Source organism: Actinoplanes aureus (assembly GCF_015704865.1).
Taxonomy (GTDB): domain Bacteria; phylum Actinomycetota; class Actinomycetes; order Mycobacteriales; family Micromonosporaceae; genus Actinoplanes; species Actinoplanes aureus.
In genome coordinates, this window is the sequence record NZ_JADQTO010000004.1 from 255,549 (window position 1) to 274,764 (window position 19,216).

At 70.2% G+C, this 19,216-nt stretch carries 22 protein-coding genes; 15 read left to right on the forward strand and 7 right to left on the reverse strand.

Features of this window, described 5'->3' with window-relative positions; all coding sequences use genetic code 11:
* The first annotated feature begins 126 nt into the window (after window positions 1-126).
* From I4J89_RS09975 to rsrA, 5 genes are all read left to right on the forward strand, one after another.
* Window positions 127-807, forward strand: a complete 681-nt coding sequence (locus I4J89_RS09975) for an SOS response-associated peptidase (protein WP_196413587.1) — start codon at window positions 127-129, stop codon at window positions 805-807.
* 192 nt (window positions 808-999) lie between these two features.
* Window positions 1,000-1,395 (forward strand): WhiB family transcriptional regulator, encoded by a 396-nt coding sequence (locus I4J89_RS09980; RefSeq protein ID WP_196413588.1) that lies wholly within the window; start codon window positions 1,000-1,002, stop codon window positions 1,393-1,395.
* 14 nt (window positions 1,396-1,409) lie between these two features.
* The gene (locus I4J89_RS09985) at window positions 1,410-2,018 is read left to right on the forward strand and encodes an alpha/beta hydrolase family protein (protein ID WP_196413589.1); all 609 of its coding nucleotides are present in this window, start codon (window positions 1,410-1,412) and stop codon (window positions 2,016-2,018) included.
* Window positions 2,019-2,673: 655 nt separating this feature from the next.
* A complete protein-coding gene (locus tag I4J89_RS09990; protein WP_196413590.1) occupies window positions 2,674-3,474 on the forward strand; it encodes a sigma-70 family RNA polymerase sigma factor in 801 nt (266 codons plus the stop codon).
* A gap of 4 nt (window positions 3,475-3,478) precedes the next feature.
* Window positions 3,479-3,757: a mycothiol system anti-sigma-R factor gene (gene rsrA, locus I4J89_RS09995; protein WP_196413591.1), complete on the forward strand. Its 279-nt coding sequence runs from the start codon at window positions 3,479-3,481 to the stop codon at window positions 3,755-3,757.
* Between the two features lie 60 nt (window positions 3,758-3,817).
* Here the strand turns inward: rsrA and I4J89_RS51935 are convergent, their stop codons facing one another.
* Window positions 3,818-3,892, reverse strand: coding sequence for a 50S ribosomal protein bL37 (locus I4J89_RS51935; protein WP_369752275.1), 75 nt, complete (start codon window positions 3,890-3,892; stop codon window positions 3,818-3,820).
* Between the two features lie 133 nt (window positions 3,893-4,025).
* Between I4J89_RS51935 and I4J89_RS10000 the strand changes: the two genes are divergently transcribed.
* Window positions 4,026-4,244 carry a biotin/lipoyl-binding carrier protein gene (locus I4J89_RS10000; RefSeq protein ID WP_196413592.1) on the forward strand — a complete coding sequence of 73 codons (219 nt, stop codon included), beginning with the start codon at window positions 4,026-4,028 and terminating at the stop codon, window positions 4,242-4,244.
* 4 nt (window positions 4,245-4,248) lie between these two features.
* On the opposite strand, the gene I4J89_RS10005 is transcribed toward I4J89_RS10000, so the two are convergent.
* Window positions 4,249-5,790 carry a tetratricopeptide repeat protein gene (locus I4J89_RS10005; RefSeq protein WP_196413593.1) on the reverse strand — a complete coding sequence of 514 codons (1,542 nt, stop codon included), beginning with the start codon at window positions 5,788-5,790 and terminating at the stop codon, window positions 4,249-4,251.
* Window positions 5,791-5,952: 162 nt separating this feature from the next.
* Here I4J89_RS10005 and I4J89_RS10010 point away from each other — a divergent pair, with 162 nt between their 5' ends.
* Window positions 5,953-6,969, forward strand: coding sequence for an SIS domain-containing protein (locus tag I4J89_RS10010; RefSeq protein ID WP_196413882.1), 1,017 nt, complete (start codon window positions 5,953-5,955; stop codon window positions 6,967-6,969).
* A gap of 15 nt (window positions 6,970-6,984) precedes the next feature.
* Window positions 6,985-8,526 (forward strand): sensor histidine kinase, encoded by a 1,542-nt coding sequence (locus I4J89_RS10015; protein ID WP_196413594.1) that lies wholly within the window; start codon window positions 6,985-6,987, stop codon window positions 8,524-8,526.
* Here I4J89_RS10015 and I4J89_RS10020 read toward each other — a convergent pair whose 3' ends face one another.
* Window positions 8,527-9,666 carry a glycosyltransferase family 39 protein gene (locus tag I4J89_RS10020; RefSeq protein WP_196413595.1) on the reverse strand — a complete coding sequence of 380 codons (1,140 nt, stop codon included), beginning with the start codon at window positions 9,664-9,666 and terminating at the stop codon, window positions 8,527-8,529.
* A gap of 385 nt (window positions 9,667-10,051) precedes the next feature.
* On the opposite strand from I4J89_RS10020, the gene I4J89_RS10025 reads away from it, so the two are divergent.
* The 3 genes from I4J89_RS10025 (at window position 10,052) to I4J89_RS10035 (ending at window position 13,429) form a co-directional block, all read left to right on the forward strand.
* Complete coding sequence (locus tag I4J89_RS10025) at window positions 10,052-11,746, forward strand: nitrite/sulfite reductase (protein WP_196413596.1); 1,695 nt, start codon at window positions 10,052-10,054, stop codon at window positions 11,744-11,746.
* A gap of 151 nt (window positions 11,747-11,897) precedes the next feature.
* The gene (locus I4J89_RS10030) at window positions 11,898-12,662 is read left to right on the forward strand and encodes a phosphoadenylyl-sulfate reductase (protein ID WP_196413597.1); all 765 of its coding nucleotides are present in this window, start codon (window positions 11,898-11,900) and stop codon (window positions 12,660-12,662) included.
* Complete coding sequence (locus I4J89_RS10035) at window positions 12,644-13,429, forward strand: sirohydrochlorin chelatase (RefSeq protein WP_196413598.1); 786 nt, start codon at window positions 12,644-12,646, stop codon at window positions 13,427-13,429. Before I4J89_RS10030 ends, I4J89_RS10035 begins: the two co-directional genes overlap by 19 nt.
* Window positions 13,430-13,737: 308 nt before the next feature.
* Here I4J89_RS10035 and I4J89_RS10040 read toward each other — a convergent pair whose 3' ends face one another.
* Both I4J89_RS10040 and I4J89_RS10045 read right to left on the reverse strand, forming a co-directional pair.
* Complete coding sequence (locus I4J89_RS10040) at window positions 13,738-13,992, reverse strand: WhiB family transcriptional regulator (RefSeq protein ID WP_196413599.1); 255 nt, start codon at window positions 13,990-13,992, stop codon at window positions 13,738-13,740.
* A 411-nt stretch (window positions 13,993-14,403) separates the two neighbouring features.
* Window positions 14,404-15,354, reverse strand: coding sequence for a diacylglycerol/lipid kinase family protein (locus tag I4J89_RS10045; RefSeq protein ID WP_196413600.1), 951 nt, complete (start codon window positions 15,352-15,354; stop codon window positions 14,404-14,406).
* A 52-nt stretch (window positions 15,355-15,406) separates the two neighbouring features.
* On the opposite strand from I4J89_RS10045, the gene I4J89_RS10050 reads away from it, so the two are divergent.
* Both I4J89_RS10050 and I4J89_RS51450 read left to right on the forward strand, forming a co-directional pair.
* Window positions 15,407-15,802: a hypothetical protein gene (locus tag I4J89_RS10050; RefSeq protein ID WP_309238251.1), complete on the forward strand. Its 396-nt coding sequence runs from the start codon at window positions 15,407-15,409 to the stop codon at window positions 15,800-15,802.
* A 38-nt stretch (window positions 15,803-15,840) separates the two neighbouring features.
* Window positions 15,841-16,533 carry a FadR/GntR family transcriptional regulator gene (locus tag I4J89_RS51450; RefSeq protein WP_196413601.1) on the forward strand — a complete coding sequence of 231 codons (693 nt, stop codon included), beginning with the start codon at window positions 15,841-15,843 and terminating at the stop codon, window positions 16,531-16,533.
* Here the strand turns inward: I4J89_RS51450 and I4J89_RS10060 are convergent.
* Window positions 16,530-16,937, reverse strand: coding sequence for an ATP-binding protein (locus tag I4J89_RS10060; protein ID WP_196413602.1), 408 nt, complete (start codon window positions 16,935-16,937; stop codon window positions 16,530-16,532). The genes I4J89_RS51450 and I4J89_RS10060 overlap by 4 nt on opposite strands.
* Before the next feature lie 96 nt (window positions 16,938-17,033).
* The gene (sodN, locus tag I4J89_RS10065; protein WP_196413603.1) at window positions 17,034-17,438 is read right to left on the reverse strand and encodes a superoxide dismutase, Ni; all 405 of its coding nucleotides are present in this window, start codon (window positions 17,436-17,438) and stop codon (window positions 17,034-17,036) included.
* 85 nt (window positions 17,439-17,523) lie between these two features.
* Between sodN and I4J89_RS10070 the strand changes: the two genes are divergently transcribed.
* Both I4J89_RS10070 and I4J89_RS10075 read left to right on the forward strand, forming a co-directional pair.
* Window positions 17,524-17,832: a S26 family signal peptidase gene (locus I4J89_RS10070; protein ID WP_255521591.1), complete on the forward strand. Its 309-nt coding sequence runs from the start codon at window positions 17,524-17,526 to the stop codon at window positions 17,830-17,832.
* Between the two features lie 216 nt (window positions 17,833-18,048).
* Window positions 18,049-19,206 carry an NAD(P)-dependent malic enzyme gene (locus I4J89_RS10075; RefSeq protein ID WP_230858731.1) on the forward strand — a complete coding sequence of 386 codons (1,158 nt, stop codon included), beginning with the start codon at window positions 18,049-18,051 and terminating at the stop codon, window positions 19,204-19,206.
* The last annotated feature ends 10 nt before the right edge of the window (window positions 19,207-19,216 follow it).

Consider the following 19,216-nt stretch of genomic DNA (forward strand, 5'->3'; position numbering starts at 1 on the left):
AGGTGCGCCGCGAGCGGAGCGGCTTGCGGAAGTGAGGCCGCGGGTGGTGCGGCGTTGCGGCTGTCCGTGTGGCGGCCGGAGTTGCGGGGCGGACGGCGGGGACCGCCGGGGCGTACCGTGCTGCGCATGTGCGGGCGATACGCGACCACTCGGACCAACGCCGACCTCAGCAGTTTCTTCGAGGCCGTTGATGTAGCCGAGCCGCTGCGGCCCAGCTGGAACGTCGCGCCCACCGATCCGGTGCCGCTGGTGCGGATCTCGCAGCGGCATGAGGCCCGGGTGATCGACACCGCACGGTGGGGGCTGGTTCCGCCGTGGGCGCCTGACCTGCGCGGCGGCGCTCGCATGATCAATGCGCGGGCGGAGACGGTCGCTACGCTGCGTTCCTTCGCGCCGTCGTTCGCTCGGCGGCGGTGTTTGATCCCGGCTGACGGCTGGTTCGAGTGGGTTCGTACCTCGGGTAAGCAGAAGCAGGCGTACTACATGACGTCCGGCGATGGCGCGCCACTCGCCTTCGCGGGGCTCTGGTCCGCTTGGGGTCCGGAGGCGGTTCTCACGTGCAGCGTCGTCACCACTGCGGCGGCCGGGAACCTGGCCCGCGTGCACGACCGGATGCCGCTGATTCTGCCCGCCGATCGCTGGCCGGATTGGCTGGCCGGTGGCGGGGATCCGGAGCAACTTCTGGTTCCGCTCTCCGAGCGGGATTTGGAGGCCATCGAGGTACGCCCGGTGGGGTCCGAAGTCGGGAATGTCCGAAACAACGGTCCAGCCTTAGTGAAACCTGTTGCCGAGGTAACGCTTTTCTGAACAACTCGAGATCAACAACGGTCTTTGTCGGTTTATGCGCCTATTTTTAATCGGCAACTTTGTTTCAAGATAGATCACCCCCTTGTTCTGATCTTGTACGGTGCGGTACAAACCAGCGCCGGAGTGGTGCCGGACCGTAAGGTGCGGCCCGGCCGCCACATGCAGTTCCGGTCCCACGGGGGAGGTGGGCTGATGACACGAGCACGCATGCCGCGTCCGCACGAGGTTGCCATCGCGCGACGCGACCCGCGGCTGCTCGAGGCGATCGCGCAAAGACGTACCGATGAGGCCTGGCGCACACGGGGCGCATGCCGCAGCGTTGATCCGGAGACGTTCTTTCCTGCTCCGAATGAGCCGTCCGGTGGCGCTGTCGCGCTATGCGGCACCTGCGACGTGCAAGGTCCTTGTCTGGCGTGGGCGCTCCAGGTCGGTGACTGCCACGGCGTCTGGGGTGGCACCACGCCACGCGAGCGGCGGGCGATGCTGGTGGCCTGGCGGGAGCGCGTTCAGGCGGACGGTGAGATGGTCGAGGACGACAACTCCGACGACGATCGCCGGTTCCTGACACTCACACCGGTCAGTCGCTGATAGAAACGGAGCTTGTGCCCAGCTCCACCCGGACGATCGAAACCTCGCGCGGCCCCGCCGCCGTTGTCGTCACCGAGCCGTCAGGTCCGGTGCGGAGTCTGCTCGTCCTCGGCCATGGTGCCGGCGGCGGCGTCGACGCGCCCGACCTGGTGGCGGTGCACGACGCGGCGGTGGCGGCCGGCGTGCGGGTAGCCCTGGTGACCCAGCCCTACCGGGTCGCCGGCCGTCGCGCGCCCGCGCCCGCCCCTCACTTGGACGAGGCCTGGACCGCAGTCGTGGACGCGCTGCGCGTACCCAATATGCCTCTGATCCTGGGCGGCCGCTCCAGCGGAGCCCGCGTCGCCTGCCGCACCGCCCCCACGCTCAACGCCGCGGGCGTGCTGGCCCTGGCGTTCCCGCTGCACCCACCCGGCAGGCCGGGGAAGACCCGAGCCGCCGAGCTACCCACCGAAATCCCCACCCTTGTCCTGAACGGCGACCGCGACCCCTTCGGCGTCCCAACCCCCACCGGCCCCGTCGAGGTGATCATCCGCCCCGGCGCCACTCACGACCTCCGCAAGGACGTCACCACCACCGCAACCCTCGCCCTAACCTGGCTACGCACCCACCACTGGGCCACCTGACCCCCGACAACCCACCTCAAAGGCGCCTCCACAAGAAGGCCGTGCAAGTGGAGATCGCGCGGGTGCGGCGCGCGAGCGGAGACCGCGCGGTGAGGCGTGGAAGCGGGGACCGCGCAGGGTGAAGCGTGCAAGCGGAGGCCTACGCGAGGCGAGGCGTGCAAGTGGAGATCGCGCGGGAGAGAGGCGCGAGCGGAGACCGCGCGGGGTGATGCGCGCGAGCGGAGACCGCGCAGGGTTGCGCCGGGTGGAGCGTGCAAGCGGAGGCCTACACGGGGTGTGGCGCGCTAGCGGAGACCCGCAGGGTGACGCGCGCAAGCGGAGACCAACGCAGACCGAGGTCCCGCAAGCGTTGCCCCACCCGCAAGAGCCGCGCGCTCCCCGTACCCCAACGGCTTAAGAAAGCGAACCCGCCCTGCCCACAGTGGCCACCACCCCAGCCCGCGCCAAACCGCAACCACCACGCATCGCGCCCGTCCGTGTCGAGGGTGCCGAAAACGGCTAGGCGAAGCCGTGGTGGTGTTGGGGCCCCAAGACAAGGACGTCAAGGGGCGCGATGCCCCGTCGAGCGACAGCGAAGACCAGCAAGCACGGAATGCAACTTGCGGTTTTGCCGTTACACAGCCTGGAAGCCTGTCGTCCGGAAGGGGTATTTGTAGTGGGTGCCGGTACCGAGTACGTCCAGCGCGACGACCGGGAGGCGATCCGGGTGCGGAGCCTGTTGAGCGCCCCCGAATGGCCCGCGGCCGAGGCGCCGCTCGTACCCCCGTCGGTGAGCGTCGGCACACCCGCGGTTTTCGACGGCGTTACAGGGGCACTACCCGTATCCTCGGCGGGGCGGTCGAGGGGGGAGTCCAGGGTGGCCCAAAAGGAGCGGACCGACGAGCGGCGCAGGCGTTTCGAGCGTGACGCGCTGCCGTTCGTGGATCAGTTGTACGCCGCCGGACTGCGGATGACCCGTAACCCGGCTGACGCCGAGGACCTGGTGCAGGAGACGTTTCTGAAGGCGTATTCCGCGTTTCACCAGTTCGAGGAAGGTACGAACCTCAAGGCCTGGCTGTACCGGATCCTGACGAACACCTACATCAACTCGTATCGGCGTAAGCAGCGCCAGCCCGTGCAGGCGCCGACCGAGGAGATCACCGACTGGCAGCTGGCGTCGAGCGAGTCGCACACGTCGCAGGGCCTGCGGTCGGCGGAGACCGAGGCACTGGATCGGCTTCCGGACAGTGACATCAAGGAAGCGTTGCAGTCTCTGCCGGAGGATTTCCGGCTCGCCGTCTACCTCGCCGATGTCGAGGGTTTCTCGTACAAGGAGATCGCCGACATCATGGGTACGCCGATCGGCACCGTCATGTCCCGGCTGCACCGCGGCCGGCGCAACCTGCGCAAGCTGCTGGAGCAGTACGCGTCCGACCGCGGCATCACCCGTACGACTTCCGAGCCGCAGGGGGCGTGACGGGATGAGCAGCGACGATCACGAGACCGATTGCAGTGTCGTTCTCAGCGAGGTCTATCTGTACCTGGATCTGGAGTGTTCCGAGGAACGCCGCCAGCTGATCAAGAAGCACCTGGACGACTGTTCCGGTTGTCTGCAGGAGTTCGGCATCGAGCACGACGTGAAGGCTCTGGTCGGCCGGTGCTGCGGCGACGAGCGCGCCCCGATGGAGTTGCGGGACCGCCTGCGGCACAAGCTGGATCAGCTCGAGGTGCAGACCGAGACCCGCGAGTACCTGCCCTGATCAAGCAAAGGAGAAGGCCCGGCAGCCAGGCTGCCGGGCCTTTTCGGGTATGAAGCCCACTCAGCTGTTGGGGCGCTTGCCGTGGTTGGCGCTGCTCTTCTTGCGAGCCTTCTTCTTGCGGGCTTTCTTGGCCATGGCCGACTCCTGTTCGTGGCGCGTTACTCGGTGCCGATCGTAGTGGGCGCGTCCTGCCGCCCGAGACTCACCCGTTCCTGATCCATGGTTTGATGGCATTCTTCGACAGCGTGGACGAGGAGGGCTTTCGGGCATGGCGGACGAGATCCGGGCCGAGATGGTGGCCAACGTGTGGAAGGTCGTGGCCTCGGTCGGCGACACCGTCGAAGAGGGTGACACGCTGGTGATTCTCGAGTCCATGAAGATGGAGATCCCGGTGGTCGCCGAGTCCGACGGCACGGTCGACCAGCTCGCGGTGAACGAGGGCGACGTGGTCCAGGAGGGCGACCTGATCGCCGTCATCAACGGCTGAGCCGTCAGTCCCGCCGCCAGCGCAGCAGCGACCTGCCGCGCCCGCGCTGGCGTGGGACCGCGGGCACACGGAGGGTGGCGTGGGCCAGCTCCCGGGTGGGCCGGTCCAGCTCGGGTGCGGCCAGGGCGAGCTCGGCGACGGCGCGTGCGGCCGGGCCGGTGGCGGTCTCGGTGAGCCGCCCGGCGACCACGGCGGCCACGTCGGCGCGGGCCTCCGGGTCCACCCAGGCGTAGGCGATGAGTGCGAAGAGCGCGGCCTGGGTCACCCGGTCGACGTCGCCGTCGAGCAGGCTGAGCAGGAGCCGGCGGCGGCTGGAGTCCAGCCAGGTTTCCTCGGTGCCGTGGTGGAGCAGGCCCAGGCAGGCCCAGACCTCCAGGCCGGTGGATTCCGCCGCGCCGGCGACCGATGGGTGGGCGAGCAGGGCGAGCAGCTCCCACGGTTCGACGAGGACCAGGCCGAGCGCGCGGTCGTACGCGGCCGGCGGGTGCGCCCAGGCGGTGGTGGCCACGCGTTGCAGCCGCCGGAGCGCGTCGGCGGACGGTTCCGCGTTGACCGGCGCCCGTCCTGCGGCCGGCGGCGCCCCGGCCGGCATGCCGCCGAGCCAAGCCGTGTTCCGGCAGCATTCTTCGAGGTCGGTGTGCTCGTGCGCGTCGTCCGGGTGGTCGCGGATGAAGTCGGCGAGGGCGACCAGGTGGGCGACGTCGCCGTCGGCGCGGTACCGCAGCCGGTGGGCGGTGTGCACCACGCAGTCGAAGGCGGGGTCTCGTTCCAGGGCCAGTTCGGTCCAGCGCAGGGCTTCGTCGAGGCGGCCCAGATCGGCGAGGGTGGCGGCGACGTCCGCGTACACCGAGAGGTCGTCGGGGTCGTAGGCGACGGCCCGGCGGAGCGCGGCGAGGGCTTCGGGCATCCGGCCGGCGCTGCGGTACGCGTACCCCAACCAGATTTCTCCCAGCTTGGACGGCTGCGACCGCGCGCCACGTGCGGCCCAGTCGACGGCGAGGCGGTTTTCGCCGAGCCGGCGGGCGAGCGCCGAGCCGGCGCCGAGCAGCATCGCGTGCTCGCCGTGCGCGGCGACGGCGTGCCGCACCACCGTCAGGTACGGCCGGAGCGCGGCCACCGTGTCGGCCGGCGCCGGGTCGCCGACCGTGGTGCAGAGGCGCATCACGGTACGGGCGAGCAGCCCGGGTTCGATCCGGGCGCCGAGCGCCGGCTCCTGCACCCAGGGCACCCCGGCCCAGTCGGTCGCCGGGATCTGGCTGCTGGCCGCCGCGAGCAGCGGTAGTCCGTCCTCCGGCCGGCCCGCGGCCGCGAGCAGGTGTGCCCGGGCGACCACCCGGCCGACCGACGCGTGCGGCTCGAGCGGGAAGAGGTCGAGCGCGCCCCCGGCTCGTGCGGCCAACCGGCTGAGCAGCTCGTGTGTCTCCGGCAGGGTGGGTGCGTGGGGCAACGCGCCGGCCAGCAGGCCGGCGGCGTCGGTCATCTCGCCGGCGTCCAGAGCGGCGCGGGCGCGCGCGAGGTCATGGCGAGCCGAGGGGTGGGAATCCACGAGTGAAGACCCTAGGCGAAGTGCCCACCATCTGTCAGTCCTCGCGTTTGCGCACTCTTGCGCGAAACCTTGACCGAGTAAGCTTTTTCTTGCAAGACTGCGCATGCTTTGCGCGAGTAGCGCTCAAATGGGGAGGAACAAGTGACACAGCGAGGCCGAGGCATGTCGGCGGACATCGCGGAACAGCCGGCGGGTTTCGCCCGGCTGCTGGAGGACGAGCACGCCGGCGCGATCGCGGCCGTCGCCGCCGAGGTGGCCCGCCGCCGCCCGCGCAACGTGGTCTTCGTCGGCCGGGGGACGTCCGACCACGCGGCGCTCTATGGGGCGTACCTCTCCGAGATCCGGCTGGGCCTGCCGGTGGCCAGCGCCTCGCCGAGTGCGATCACGCTCTACGGTGCCCGTCCCGACTTCACCGGCTCGCTGGTCATCGGCGTCAGCCAGAGCGGTGGCTCGGCCGACCTGACCGGGGTGCTCAGCGTCGCCCGGGAGAACGGCGCGCTGACCCTCGCGGTCACCAACAACCCCGAGTCGCAGCTGGCCAAGGCCGCCGAGCTCTCGATCGATGTCGCGGCCGGGCACGAGCGGGCGGTGGCGGCGACCAAGACGTACACCGCCGAGCTGCTCGCGCTGCTGATGCTGATCGAGGGCGTGCGTGCGGGTGACGGCCGGCTTCCCGAACAGGAGCGGGCCGCGCTGGCGAAACTGCCGCAGCTCGCCGAGGAGGCGCTCGCCGACCCGGCCGCCGGCGAGCTGGCCCAGCGCTACCGGTTCGCGTCGAGCCTGGTCACCACCGGCCGGGGGTACGCGTACCCGACCGCCCGTGAGGCCGCGCTGAAGCTGATGGAGACCTCCTACCTGCCGGCGCTCGCGTTCTCCGGCGCCGACCTGCTGCACGGCCCGCTCGCCATGGCCGACCCGGACGTGCCGGTGCTCGCCGTGGTCGGCGACGGCCCGGGTGGAAAGTCGATGCGGGACGTGGTGGCCCGGCTGGGCGAGCGGCGGGCCGACGTGGTGACCATCGGTCCGGCCGGGGAGCTCCGAGTCCCGGCGGTCGACGAGCGGTACAGCCCGCTGCTCGACATCCTGCCGTTGCAGAAGCTCGCGCTCTCGCTGGCGCTGGCACGTGGCGAAGATCCCGATGCGCCTCGCGGGCTGAAGAAGGTCACGACGACGCTTTAGAAATAAGCTGGGCCGGTGTCCACGCTGCGTGACCTCGTCGAGGAGCACACTACTCTCGGCCCCGCCGACATCGACCATCTGCACCGGCTCGCCGGTGACTGGTTGTTGCTGTCCGACCTCTCCTTCGCGGACCTGCTGCTCTGGGTGCCGATCAAGGGGGAGCCGCGGGAGCCCCGCGAGTTCCTCTGCGTGGCCCAGGTACGGCCGGTCACCGCGCCGACGGCGTACCAGGACGACCAGGTCGGAAAGATCGTCGGCGGTCCGGAGGTGGCGCACCTCGACGTGGCGATGACCCAGGAGCGGATCTGGCGGGAGGGCGACCCGGTCTGGTACGGGGACACGCCCGCCCGCCACGAGGCGATCCCGGTCCGGCGGCGTGACGAGACCGACCTGGAGGAGGGGTTCAGCGAGGTGATCGCGGTGATCGGCCGGGACACCAACCTGAGCACCGCGCGTACGCCCAGCCAGCTGGAGCTCAACTACCTGACCACGGCGGACGACCTGGCCCAGATGGTCGCCGACGGGACTTTCCCGCCGCGGCGGCACCCGGGCGAGATCACCTCGGCGCCCCGGGTCGGCGACGGGCTGATCCGTCTGGACGCCTCCGGCAAGGTCACCTACGCGAGTCCGAACGCGCAGTCCGCGTACCGGCGGCTCGGCTTCAACGCCCACCTGGTCGGCGAGGAGCTGGCGAAACTGGCCAGCCGGCTCTCCGCCGACCCGCTCGAGGGCAACGACGCGGCCGAGCGGATCCTGGCCTCGCTGCGCGGCGAGTTCCCGCCCCGGATGGAGGTGGAGGCCCGCGGCGCCACCGTGCTCACCCGGGCCCTGCCGCTGTTGCCGGCCGGGGTGCCGATCGGCGCGCTGGTCCTGGTCCGGGACGTCACCGAGGTCCGCCGCCGGGAGCGGGCCCTGATGACCAAGGACGCCACCATCCGGGAGATCCACCACCGGGTGAAGAACAACCTGCAGACCGTGGCCGCGCTGCTGCGTCTCCAGGCCCGGCGGGTGGACGCGCCCGAGGCGCGGATGGCGTTGGAGGAATCGGTACGCCGGGTCGCCTCGATCGCGCTGGTCCACGAGACGCTCTCGATGTCCAGCGACGAGGCGGTCGAGTTCGACGGCATCGTGGACCGGGTCGCCACCGCCGCCACCGAGGTGGCCACCACCAGCGTCCCGGTGCACATGCGGCGGGAGGGCACGTTCGGCGTACTGCCCGCCGAGATCGCCACCTCGCTGGTGATGGTCCTCAACGAGCTGCTGATCAACGCGGTCGAGCACGGCTTCCCGTCCGCCGAGGACGACGAACCCGTGGAGCCGGCGACGCTCGGTGAGGTGGTGGTGTCCGCACACCGCTTCCGCAAGCAGTTGCACGTGACGGTGGCGGACAACGGGAAGGGCCTGCCGGACGGCTTCAAGTTCGAGGGCAGCAACCGGCTCGGCCTGCAGATCGTCCGGGCGCTCGCCACCGGCGAACTGCGCGGCAGCATCGAGCTGCGCAATCGGGCCGGCGGCGGCACCGAGGCGGTCCTGGTGGTGCCGCTCGGCAAGCGCTGATCATGGTGATGCGGTGGCCGGCGGCCGGTCCTGGTGGCCGTCCGGCTGCCGGATCGCCCGCTGCTGCGGCACAGCAAGCAGGATGACCAGCGCGAACACCAGCGCCGCACGCAGGCGCAGGCCGCGCAGCGCGACCGCGGCGCAGAGCGCGATCGGCGGCAGCACGAAGAGCACGTTCCGGGGCGCCCAGAACGGCCCGGTCACGAACGAGGCGGCGAGCAGCACCACCGGGGGCACGGCGGCGAGCACGGCCAGCTCGCGGATCAGCGCCCGGTCCGGCCACCGGGCGGCGAACGCGCACCCGAGCACCACCAGCCCGGCCGTACCGGCCAGCGCCTCCGGTGCCGACCAGGCCATCTCCCACCGCGCGCTCGGGCGATAGAGAAAGAGCGCGGCATGCTGCCGCAAACCCAAAGAGATCAACGGCGCCGGGGGTACGAGTGACAGCACAGTCACCGGAAACCACCAGAAGAGTGCCGGTTGCCTGCTCAGCCGCCACCGCGACAACACGATGTACGCGTGCCCGGCCAGGACCAGCAGCGCCGTCACCTGGGCCAGCCCGATGCCGAGGACGAGCAGCCCGTACCCGGTCCAGCGCCACCACCGCGGCCGGTCCAGCGTCCGGTAGAGCACCAGGGTGGCGGCCGTGGTGAAGAGGAAGGCCAGGGCGTACGGGCCGGCCTCCTGGGCGTACCGGCTCACCTGGGGCAGCGCGGCCAGCAGCAGGCCACCGTAGAACCCGACGCCCGGGCTGAACAGCCGACGGCCCAGCTCGCCCGCGATCCCCACGCCGATCACCATGGCCACCAGGGAGGGCAGCCGCAGGACCGTGACCGAGTCACCGAACCACTCGATCCAGTAGTGCATGACCAGGTGGTACGGCGCGCCCACCACGTCCGACCGGCGTGCCGTCTCGACGATCTCCCCGGCTCCCGGTGCACTGAGCACGCGGGTCAGTGCCTCCCCGGGACCCGGTGCCGGCACCGCCAGGCCGAGCAGGCCCACGGCGGCGGTCAGCGCGGCCGGCACAAGTGCCGGAGCCCAGGTCCAGAAAATCGTGGCCGCGCGCCGTGGGCTGGCCCGGCGCGGGCCGGCGAGTGGTCGGGAGGGGGAGTCGTCGTGGGCGGGTTGAGCGAGCATGCGCGGCTCCCGGTTAGCGCCTCTGCCCGAGTCTTCCAACCTTCGGTGATGTTGTCACTACTCAAGGCGCCGGGCCCCCGGGCATTGTCGGATGTTTCCGTTGTGCTACTTGGCACACTCCCGAAATCTGGACCGCACTGGCCCAGATTGGCGGGGCGTGAGAGGCTTGCGCACATGACCGCTGCAGTAGACCGCCGCTTCGTGGCCCGCCGCCACGTGGACTACGGCCGTGTCCGCAGCGCGATGTGTCCGGCTTCCTGACGCCACCCGAGATTCGAGTCCGGGTGCGCGAGACGCGCCGGGCCCTCTCCTGACACAGACGTCACGAGCCTCCAAATGGCCCTGAGCGTTCCCGCGTGCCCACCAGCCCCGGAGGAACGCCGACATGGCGCCCAGCAACACTCCCGCTGCACGGCCGACCGCCCGCCCCCGTAAGGCGCGCGGCGAGGGACAGTGGGCGCTCGGACACCGCGAGCCGCTCAACCCCAACGAGCGCAGCAAGAAGGACGACAACCCGCTCAACGTGCGGGCCCGCATCGAGAACATCTACGCCCACGGTGGCTTCTCCTCGATTGACCCCGCCGACCTGCGTGGCCGGTTCCGCTGGTGGGGTCTTTACACCCAGCGCAAGGCCGGGATCGACGGCGGCCGCACCGCGGTGCTGGAGCCGGAGGAGCTCGAGGACGAGTACTTCATGCTCCGCGTCCGCATCGACGGCGGCGCGCTGAACCTCGCTCAGCTGCGCACCATCGCGCAGATCTCCACCGAGTTCGGCCGCGACAGCGCGGACATCACCGACCGGCAGAACATCCAGCTGCACTGGATCCGGGTCGAGGACGTGCCGGAGATCTGGCGCCGGCTGGAGGCGGTCGGCCTGCAGACCACCGAGGCCTGCGGTGACTGCCCGCGCGTCGTGCTCGGCAGCCCGGTCGCCGGCGTCTCAGCCGACGAGGTGATCGACGGCACACCGGCGATCGACGAGATCATCAAGCGCTACATCGGCGATCCCCGCTACTCGAACCTGCCCCGCAAGTTCAAGTCGCAGATCTCCTGGCTGGCGGACGGGCCGTACCAGGCGAACGACATCTCGTTCGTCGGCGTGGTGCACCCGGACCACGGCCCCGGCTTCGACCTCTGGGTCGGCGGCGGCCTGTCCACCAACCCACGCCTGGCCGAGCGGCTCGGCGTCTGGGTGCCGCTCGGCGAGATCCCGGACGTCTGGGAGGGCGTGGTCGGGATCTTCCGCGACTACGGCTACCGGCGTCTGCGCCACCGGGCCCGCCTCAAGTTCCTGCTCGCCGACTGGGGCGTGGAGAAGTTCCGCGAGGTCCTGGAGAAGGAGTACCTGGGCCGGGCACTCATCGACGGGCCGTCGCCGGACCTGCCGGAGAAGCCGATCGACCACATCGGCGTGCACAAGCAGGTGGACGGGCGCAACTACGTCGGCGCGGCGCCGGTCGTCGGCCGCTCCTCCGGGACGCAGCTCAGCCGGCTCGCCGACCTGGTCGAGGCGCACGGCTCGGAGCGGGTGCGGCTCACGGCGTACCAGAAGCTTCTTGTCCTCGATGTCACCGATGACCAGGTGGAACCGTTGATCGCGGGTCTCCGCGGCATCGGGCTGGAAGCCCGTCCGTCGGCCTGGCGCCGGGGCACCATGGCCTGCACCGGCATCGAGTACTGCAAGCTCGCCATCGTCGAGACCAAGGCGCGCGGCGAGGAGCTGGTGGCCCGGCTCGAGGACCGGCTCAAGGACTTCGACGCGGACATCTCGGTGCACATCAACGGTTGCCCGAACGCCTGCGCCCGGACCCAGGTCGCCGACATCGGCCTCAAGGGCCAGCTGGTCATGAACGCGCACGGCGAGCAGGTGGAGGGCTTCCAGATCCACCTGGGCGGCGCGCTCGGGATGGCCAAGGGCGAGACCGCCGGCTTCGGCCGCAAGGTGCGCGGCCTCAAGGCCACGGCCGAGGAGCTTCCGGAGTACGTCGAGCGGGTCGCCCGGCACTACCTGGACGGCCGCTCCGGCGGCGAGACCTTCGCCAACTGGGTGCTGCGGGCGGACGAGGAGCTACTGAAATGAGCGACGCCAGATCCGCCCCACTGTACTGCCCCTACTGCGGTGAAGAGGACCTCCGTCCGAACGAGGCTTCGCACGGGGCGTGGGAGTGCCACTCCTGCGCCCGGGTTTTCTCGGTCAAGTTCATCGGCCTTCTGTCCAAGGGAGCTACCAAATGAACCTCCTGAACGCCTCCGGCCTGGGCCTGATCAGTCTCGGCGCACCCAGCGCCCCGGCCGACCCCGCCCGGCGCTCCGCCGAGGAGCTCCGCGAGCTCGCCACCCGGGCCGGTCGTGACCTGGAGGGCAGCTCCGCCGAGGAGATCGCCAAGTGGGCGACCGACACCTTCGGAGCCCGCTTCTGCGTGACCAGCTCGATGGCCGACGCCGTCGTGGCGCACGTCTTCTCCCGCGTCTCGCCCGGAGTGGACGTGGTCTTCCTCGACACCGGCCTGCACTTCCCCGAGACCCTCAAGGTCCGCGACACGGTCGCGCGCACGATGAACGTGAACGTGCGCTCGATCCGCCCGCGGATGACGGTCGGCCAGCAGGACGGTGAGTACGGTCCCCGGCTCTTCGCCCGCAGCCCCGACGAGTGCTGCTTCATGCGCAAGGTCGAGCCGCTGGAGCGCGCGCTCGCCGACTACGACGCCTGGGCCACCGGCCTGCGCCGTGACGAGTCGCCGACCCGCGCCAACACGCCGGTGGTGGCCTTCGACGCGAAGAAGGGCAAGGTCAAGGTCAACCCGATCGCGGCGTGGACCCAGGCGGACGTCGACCGCTACGTCAGCCGGTGGAACGTGCCGGTGAACGAGCTGTTCAAGAAGGGCTACGGCTCGATCGGCTGCTGGCCGTGCACCCGTCGCACCAAGGCCGGCGAGGACCCGCGTGCGGGCCGGTGGGCCATGTTCGAGAAGACCGAATGCGGACTCCACGTCTGATCCTGCCGGCCGCGCGCCCGGCGCCGCCCGCGTTCACCGCCGCGGGCACGCCGGACCGGCCGGCCGTGGTCCTGGTGGCGCACGGCAGCCGTGACCCCCGGGCCGCGGTGGCCACCGAGGCACTGGCGCGGGCGGTCCGGCTGGACCGGCCGGAGTGGGAGGTCCGGGCGTCCTACCTGGACCATGACGGGCCACGGCCGCTCGACGTGCTGGCCTCGCTCGGTGCCCGGCGGGCGGTTCTGGTGCCGCTGCTGCTCACCGCGGCGTACCACGGCCGGGTGGATCTGCCCGCGGTGATCCGTGCGGCGGAGTCCCTGCCGGTCTCGGTGACCGCGACGGACGTGCTCGGGCCGGCCTCTCCGCTGCTCCTCGCCGCCGTCTGCCGCCGCCTGCCGCGGGTCTCCCTGGACGCCGTGGTGCTGGCCGCCGCCGGCACCCGGGACGCTGCCGCGCGCCAGACGGTCGCGGCGGCCGCGGAGGCGCTCGGCGCGCGTCTCGGGCTGCCGTCGGCGGTCGGGTACGCCTCCGGGCCCGGAGGCACCGCGGGGGAGGCCGTCGCCGCCCTTCACTCGGCCGGTGCGCGCCGTGTCGGGATGGCCGCTTACTTCCTCGCCCCCGGGCTGCTTTACGACGTGGCGGCTCGCTCTGCGAGGGACGCGGGCGCGGTGGCCATCGCTGAGCCGCTGGGCGCGGCTCCGGAACTGGTACGTCTGGTGGCCGCGCGAGCCGAGGCGGCCCTGGGCGTGCCGCTCGCTGCCGCGGCCTGAGCGTCACACGATCGTGTTCGTCCTGCACACGTGAGTACCGGAGGATTAGCTCACTCTGGGCGACGGTCACTCTGCGCTAGGCGACGATTCCGGTGAAAGTGGGTTCGGCATCGTCCGATGCGGAGGGTGCGCGGATGACGACGCAATGCCTCTTGATCTTAATTTCGAGATCATTTCGGTGATCAGGTAAACGTACCGTGATCGCATTAGCGCTCAGTGGAATGGAAACGCAGTGTGAGTGGCCCGAAACAGCAAGACGCCCCGGTGCCGTCCGGCCCGGGGCGCAAATGCTGTGGTGGGGGATTAGTTCAAACCGTGGGGGCGCCGACCCGAAGACCGCCACGACGCTTGACGGCACGCCGCTCGTCCTCGCTCATCCCGCCCCATACGCCGGCGTCCTGACCGGACTCGAGAGCCCAAGTGAGGCAATCCTCGGTCACCGGGCACCGCCGGCACACGGCCTTGGCCTGCTCGACCTGCAGGAGCGCCGGGCCGGACGTCCCGATCGGGAAGAACAGCTCAGGGTCCTCGTCGCGGCAGATCGCATCGTGACGCCAGTCCATGGCGGCAAACTCCTTGTTTCGGATGGGGTAATGAAAACAGTGCTGTTTACCTATATGCATGCGCCTGATGCCTTACGGGTTGTACCCGCACGCTCACCAGTGCGTCAGCAAGCTTTTGTGTTTGGTGGCTGTTTCGCGCTACTGGATTAGGAACGCGTACAAGCAGCAACCGGTTACTTCTTATCGCTTGTGAATGCTTTCACGAACTCTCGCGATGTCAAGGGTAGCGCCGGAAGTTTCTCCCGGTGGGTGAGCTGCCTCACGTACCCTTATGTCCGGTTCCGCCGTTACTGCCAGAGCCGGTTGACGAACGCTCCCATCAATGTAGTACGGTCCCGGCCGTTTCGCCGACCTTTTGCCCGTGTTTCTGTAACGGATCGTGAGCACGCATCCGGGACAGGTACCCCGTCTTCAGCAGATCACACGCAGCGCTGACGGAACGGACACGAAGTGCACCTTCTGTCGCTCCCCCAGGTAGTCGCCGTCCAGCTGGAATGCCTGGGGTCGGGACGCCACCACGGTGAACTCGGCGATGTCATGCAGCCGTAATACCTGTTTACCGTGTAGATCACCGGACCGCCACGCGAGCTGTGTCACGGTCCGTGCTGTACCGGGGAGGTTGAGGCGGCGCAGCGCGGTCACGTCGAGCCCGAGATCGAACGAGGCGTCGGGATTGAGGTCGATCGCACGGTCGCCGACGTAGGTCCAGGGTGCTGTGTTCTGCACCATCACCGTGCCGAGGCTGGTCTCGCTCTCCTCGCCGGGGCGGTCCAGCGTCAACGGCGGGTTCTTCCGGTCCAGACCGGTGAAGAACTGGCCGGCCATCGACCGTACATAAAGGCCCGGTGTCGAAGTGCGGCCGCGGAGCCGGGCTCGTTCCACCCCGCGGATCGTCGCGGCGTCCCACCCGAGACCGGCCGTGAAGGTGAAGTATCGGTCGTCGGCGCGGCCCAGCCCGATCACCCGGTGCCGCCCGTCGCGGATGCCGTCGAGGATCACACTTGTCCCGTCCACCCAGTCGCGCGGCATGCCGAGCGCGCGGGCGAAGACGTTTGTGGAACCGCCGGGCACCACGGCCAGGGCCGGCAGCCGGTACGCCGACGGCCCGGAGAGCTCGGCGAGCGGTGTGGAGGCGGTCATCAGCCCGTTGACGGCCTCGTTGACGGTGCCGTCACCACCCAGCGTGACGACCAGATCGACACCACTCTCGGCGGCGTCGCGGGCCAGCGTCCTGGCGTGGCCGCGGCGTTCCGTGTACTTCACCGTCAGGTCCACCGCGCTGCGCAACGCCCGGACCAGAACGTCGCGACTGCGCTCGCTGGTCGTCGTCGCTCGGGGGTTGACCACCAGCAACGCTCGCATGGGCGGCACTGTACCCGCAGGCGGGAACCCGGGCTGTCGGTATGGTGCACCAGTGACCGGTGAGAAGCCCGTGACGACGAGTGCCGCGACCCTCGATTGGGGAGTTCGCCTGCTCTACCTGCAAAGTGCCGGCCTTGCTGTGCTCACGGCGTACCTCATCGTCCTTGCTCTGACGAGCGGCGCGGTGAACCTCGCGGTCGCCGCGTCGCTCACCGTGATGGCCGCCCTGGCCGCGGTCGGGGTGTTCCTGGTGGCCCGCGCCCTCGGGCGCCGGGCCGTACGCGCTCGCGGACCGGCCGTGGTGGTGCAGCTCTTTCTGCTGGCCACCGGCGGTTTCCTGATCCAGGTCGGCCCGCTGCTGGTGGGCGTGGCGATGCTGGTGCTGGCCGTCGTGACCGGCGTCCTGATCCTTCTTCCGGCCAGCAGCCGAGCGTTGGGTGTCGATTAACGGGGTCCCCCGGGCCGATCAGGGCCTAACCTGGACGGGTGACCGGCTCAGCGGTGCGCCCACCCGCCTACCAGCAGCTCGCCGACGATTTGCGGGCGGACATCACTTCCGGGCGGCTACAGCCGGGTGAGCGCCTGCCGCCGGAACCCGAGTTGTGCGTGAAGATCGGCGTCAGCCGCAGCACGGTGCGTGAGGCACTGCGCCTGCTGGCCAGCCAGCACCTGATCGTGACGACCCGGGGTGTCACCGGCGGAAGTTTCGTAGCCCATCCGGACGCGGCGAAACTGGCCGACGGCCTTTCCACCGGATTCGCGCTGCTGACGCACTCCGCCCACGTCGGGCTCGCCGACCTGCTGGAGCTGCGGCGGGCGCTGGAGGTGCCGGCCGCCGGTCTGGCCGCGGTGCGGCGTACCGACCTGCACCTCACCGAGCTGCGGGGCACGCTCTTCGACCCGGCGATCGACGACTTCGACACCATGATGGCCGCACACGCGGCGTTCCACCGGGCGGTCGCCAAGGCCACCGGAAACCCGCTGTTCGAGCTGATCGGGAGCCCGCTCTACCAGGCGTCGTACGGCGAGGAGGTGATCGGCGGGCTGCCCGAGGGCTACTGGAACCGGATCGACGCCGACCACCGGATGCTGCTGGACCGCGTGGCCGCGCAGGACGCCGAGGGCGCCACCAAGGCGGCCGCCCAGCACCTGGACTTCATCGCCGCGGCGGTGCGCTAGAACTCGGTACGCCGGGTCAGCAGGCGAATAGTCGCATACCGCCCGTTGGCCTCGGCGGCGGCGGACGTGGTCAGGGCGGTCAGCACCTTCCACGCGAAGGACGACTCGGAGGGCAGCCGGGCGCCACGCACCGTGGAGACGGTGACCTCGACGGTCAGAGCGTCGTCGGTGACCGCGAACCGGCACTCCAGCTCGGCACCGCGGGTGGCGATCGCGAGCAGCATGGCGCACGCCTCGTCGACGGCGATGCGCAGATCCTCGATCTCGTCGAGGGCGAAGTGGAGCCGGGCGGCGAGGCCGGCGGTAGCCGTACGGAGCACGCCGAGGTACCCACCGTCGGCGGGGACCGTCAGCAGTACGACGTCGTCTCCGACGTCCGGCTCCGTATGGATCAGCTGAGTCACGCGAGCCCTCCTCCCGATGGGGGAGACTCTAGCCGCTCACCCAGCGTACGGACGAGTGTGGCGCCGCCGGAGTGTCCGCGCGGCGCCAGCACAGCGTCAGGCCTGCTTGGTCTCCCAGAAGATCTTGGAGATCTCCTCGATCTTGCCGAGCAGCTGCTCGGCGACCGCCGGGTCCACCGAGCCCTTGGCGCCGGACGCGCCGGCGAGCTTGGTGGCCTCGTTGAAGAGCTGGTGCAGGTTCGGGTACTTCTCGAAGTGCGGGGCCTTGAAGTAGTCGGTCCACAGCACCCAGAGGTGGTGCTTGACCAGCTCGGCGCGCTGCTCCTTGATGAGGATGGCCCGGGTGCGGAACTCGGGGTCGGTGTTCCCCTGGTACTTCTCGGCGATCGCCTTGATCGACTCGGCCTCGATCCGGGCCTGGGCCGGGTCGTAGACGCCGCACGGCAGGTCGCAGTGGGCGCTGACCACGGTGCGCGGGGTGAGGAAACGCGGAAGTCGCATCAGGACTCCTCCATAGAGTTTGCGATGATCCGAGATTGACCCTACCCCTTACGCCCCTGGCGTAACGCGACGGAGGCTTGATGCCTTGAGGTGGCAATTACCACTGTTCCCGGTGCTGGTCCGAGGCCCGTCGATGGTGCCGACATTGCGTTCCGGGGACGCTCTGCTGGTGCGGCGCGGCGGCCGGGTACGGGCCGGCGACATCGTCGTCGCGCGGTTCCGATCGCGGCCCGGTCTGCTCGTCGTCAAACGCGCCGTCGAGGAGCGCGACGGAGGCTGGTGGCTGATCGGTGACAACAGCTTCGTTCAGGACGATTCCCGTGCTCACGGCGTCGCCGACGTCATCGGGCGTGTGATATTTCGGTACTACCCGAGACCGTTCCGGTTAAGTTAGTGTCCTCTGATCCCCAGCGCACACCCGCGCTGTGGTGGCGTTACCGGGTGATCCCCGCATAGCACCGCCCTCCTGGCGCATACTCGCGACCAGGAGTCGCAGGTGCCACGTATCAATGTCGATGCAGTGTGGAGTTTCACCGTGTCTTTCTTCAGTTTCGAGCTCGATCCTGCCCTGGCCGCCGACCCCGTCTTCGACCTGCATCGCCGGGGCAAGATGACGATGAGCGCGACGGTTCCCCTGGCCAGCCGTGACGACCTGTCCCTCGCCTACACGCCCGGCGTCGCCCGGGTCTGTGAAGCCATCGCCGAGGACGAGTCGCTCTACTCCGACTACACCTGGACGTCCAACACGGTCGCCGTGGTCACCGACGGATCCGCCGTCCTCGGCCTCGGCAACATCGGTCCCAAGGCCGCGATGCCGGTCATGGAGGGCAAGTCGGTCCTGTTCAAGCAGTTCGGCGGCGTCGACTCCATCCCGATCGTGCTGGACACACAGGACGTCGAGGGCATCATCGCCACGGTCAAGGCGATGGCGCCGTCGTTCGGCGGGATCAACCTGGAGGACATCAGCGCGCCCCGGTGCTTCGAGATCGAGCGCCGCCTCGACGCCGAGCTGGACATCCCGGTCTTCCACGACGACCAGCACGGCACCGCCGTGGTCACGCTCGCCGCGCTGCGCAACGCGGCCGCCCTGCTCGGCCGCCGGTTCGCCGACCTGCGCGTGGTGATCAGCGGAGCCGGCGCGGCCGGGGTCGCGATCACGCAGACGCTCATCGCCGCGGGTGTCCAGGGCGCCAACATGATCGTGGTCGACTCGCGCGGCATCATCCACGGCGAGCGCGGCGGCCTCACCGGGATGAAGGCCGAGCTGGCCGCGACGACGAACTTCTCCGGGCGTAGCGGGGGGATCAGCGAGGCGCTGATCGGCGCCGACGTGCTCGTCGGCGTCTCCGGCGGCAACATTCCGGAGGAGGCGCTGGCCGGCATGGCGCCGGGCGCGATCATCTTCGCGCTGGCCAACCCCACCCCGGAGGTCCACCCGTCGGTGGCGCACAGGCACGCGGCGATCGTCGCGACCGGCCGCAGCGACTTCCCGAACCAGATCAACAACGTGCTGGCGTTCCCCGGCATCTTCCGCGGCGCGCTCGACGTCCAGGCCACCACGATCACCGACCGGATGAAGGTGGCCGCGGCCGACGCGATCGCCGCGATCGTCGCCGACGACCTGCGTCCCGAGGCGATCGTTCCGTCGCCGCTGGACCCGCGGGTCGCCCCCGCGGTGGCCGCCGCCGTCGCCGCGGCCGCGATCGAGGACGGCGTGGCCCGCCGCGCCGTCGCCCCGTCGCCCGCCCCGGAGCCGCAGCGCGCCTGAGCACCTTTGT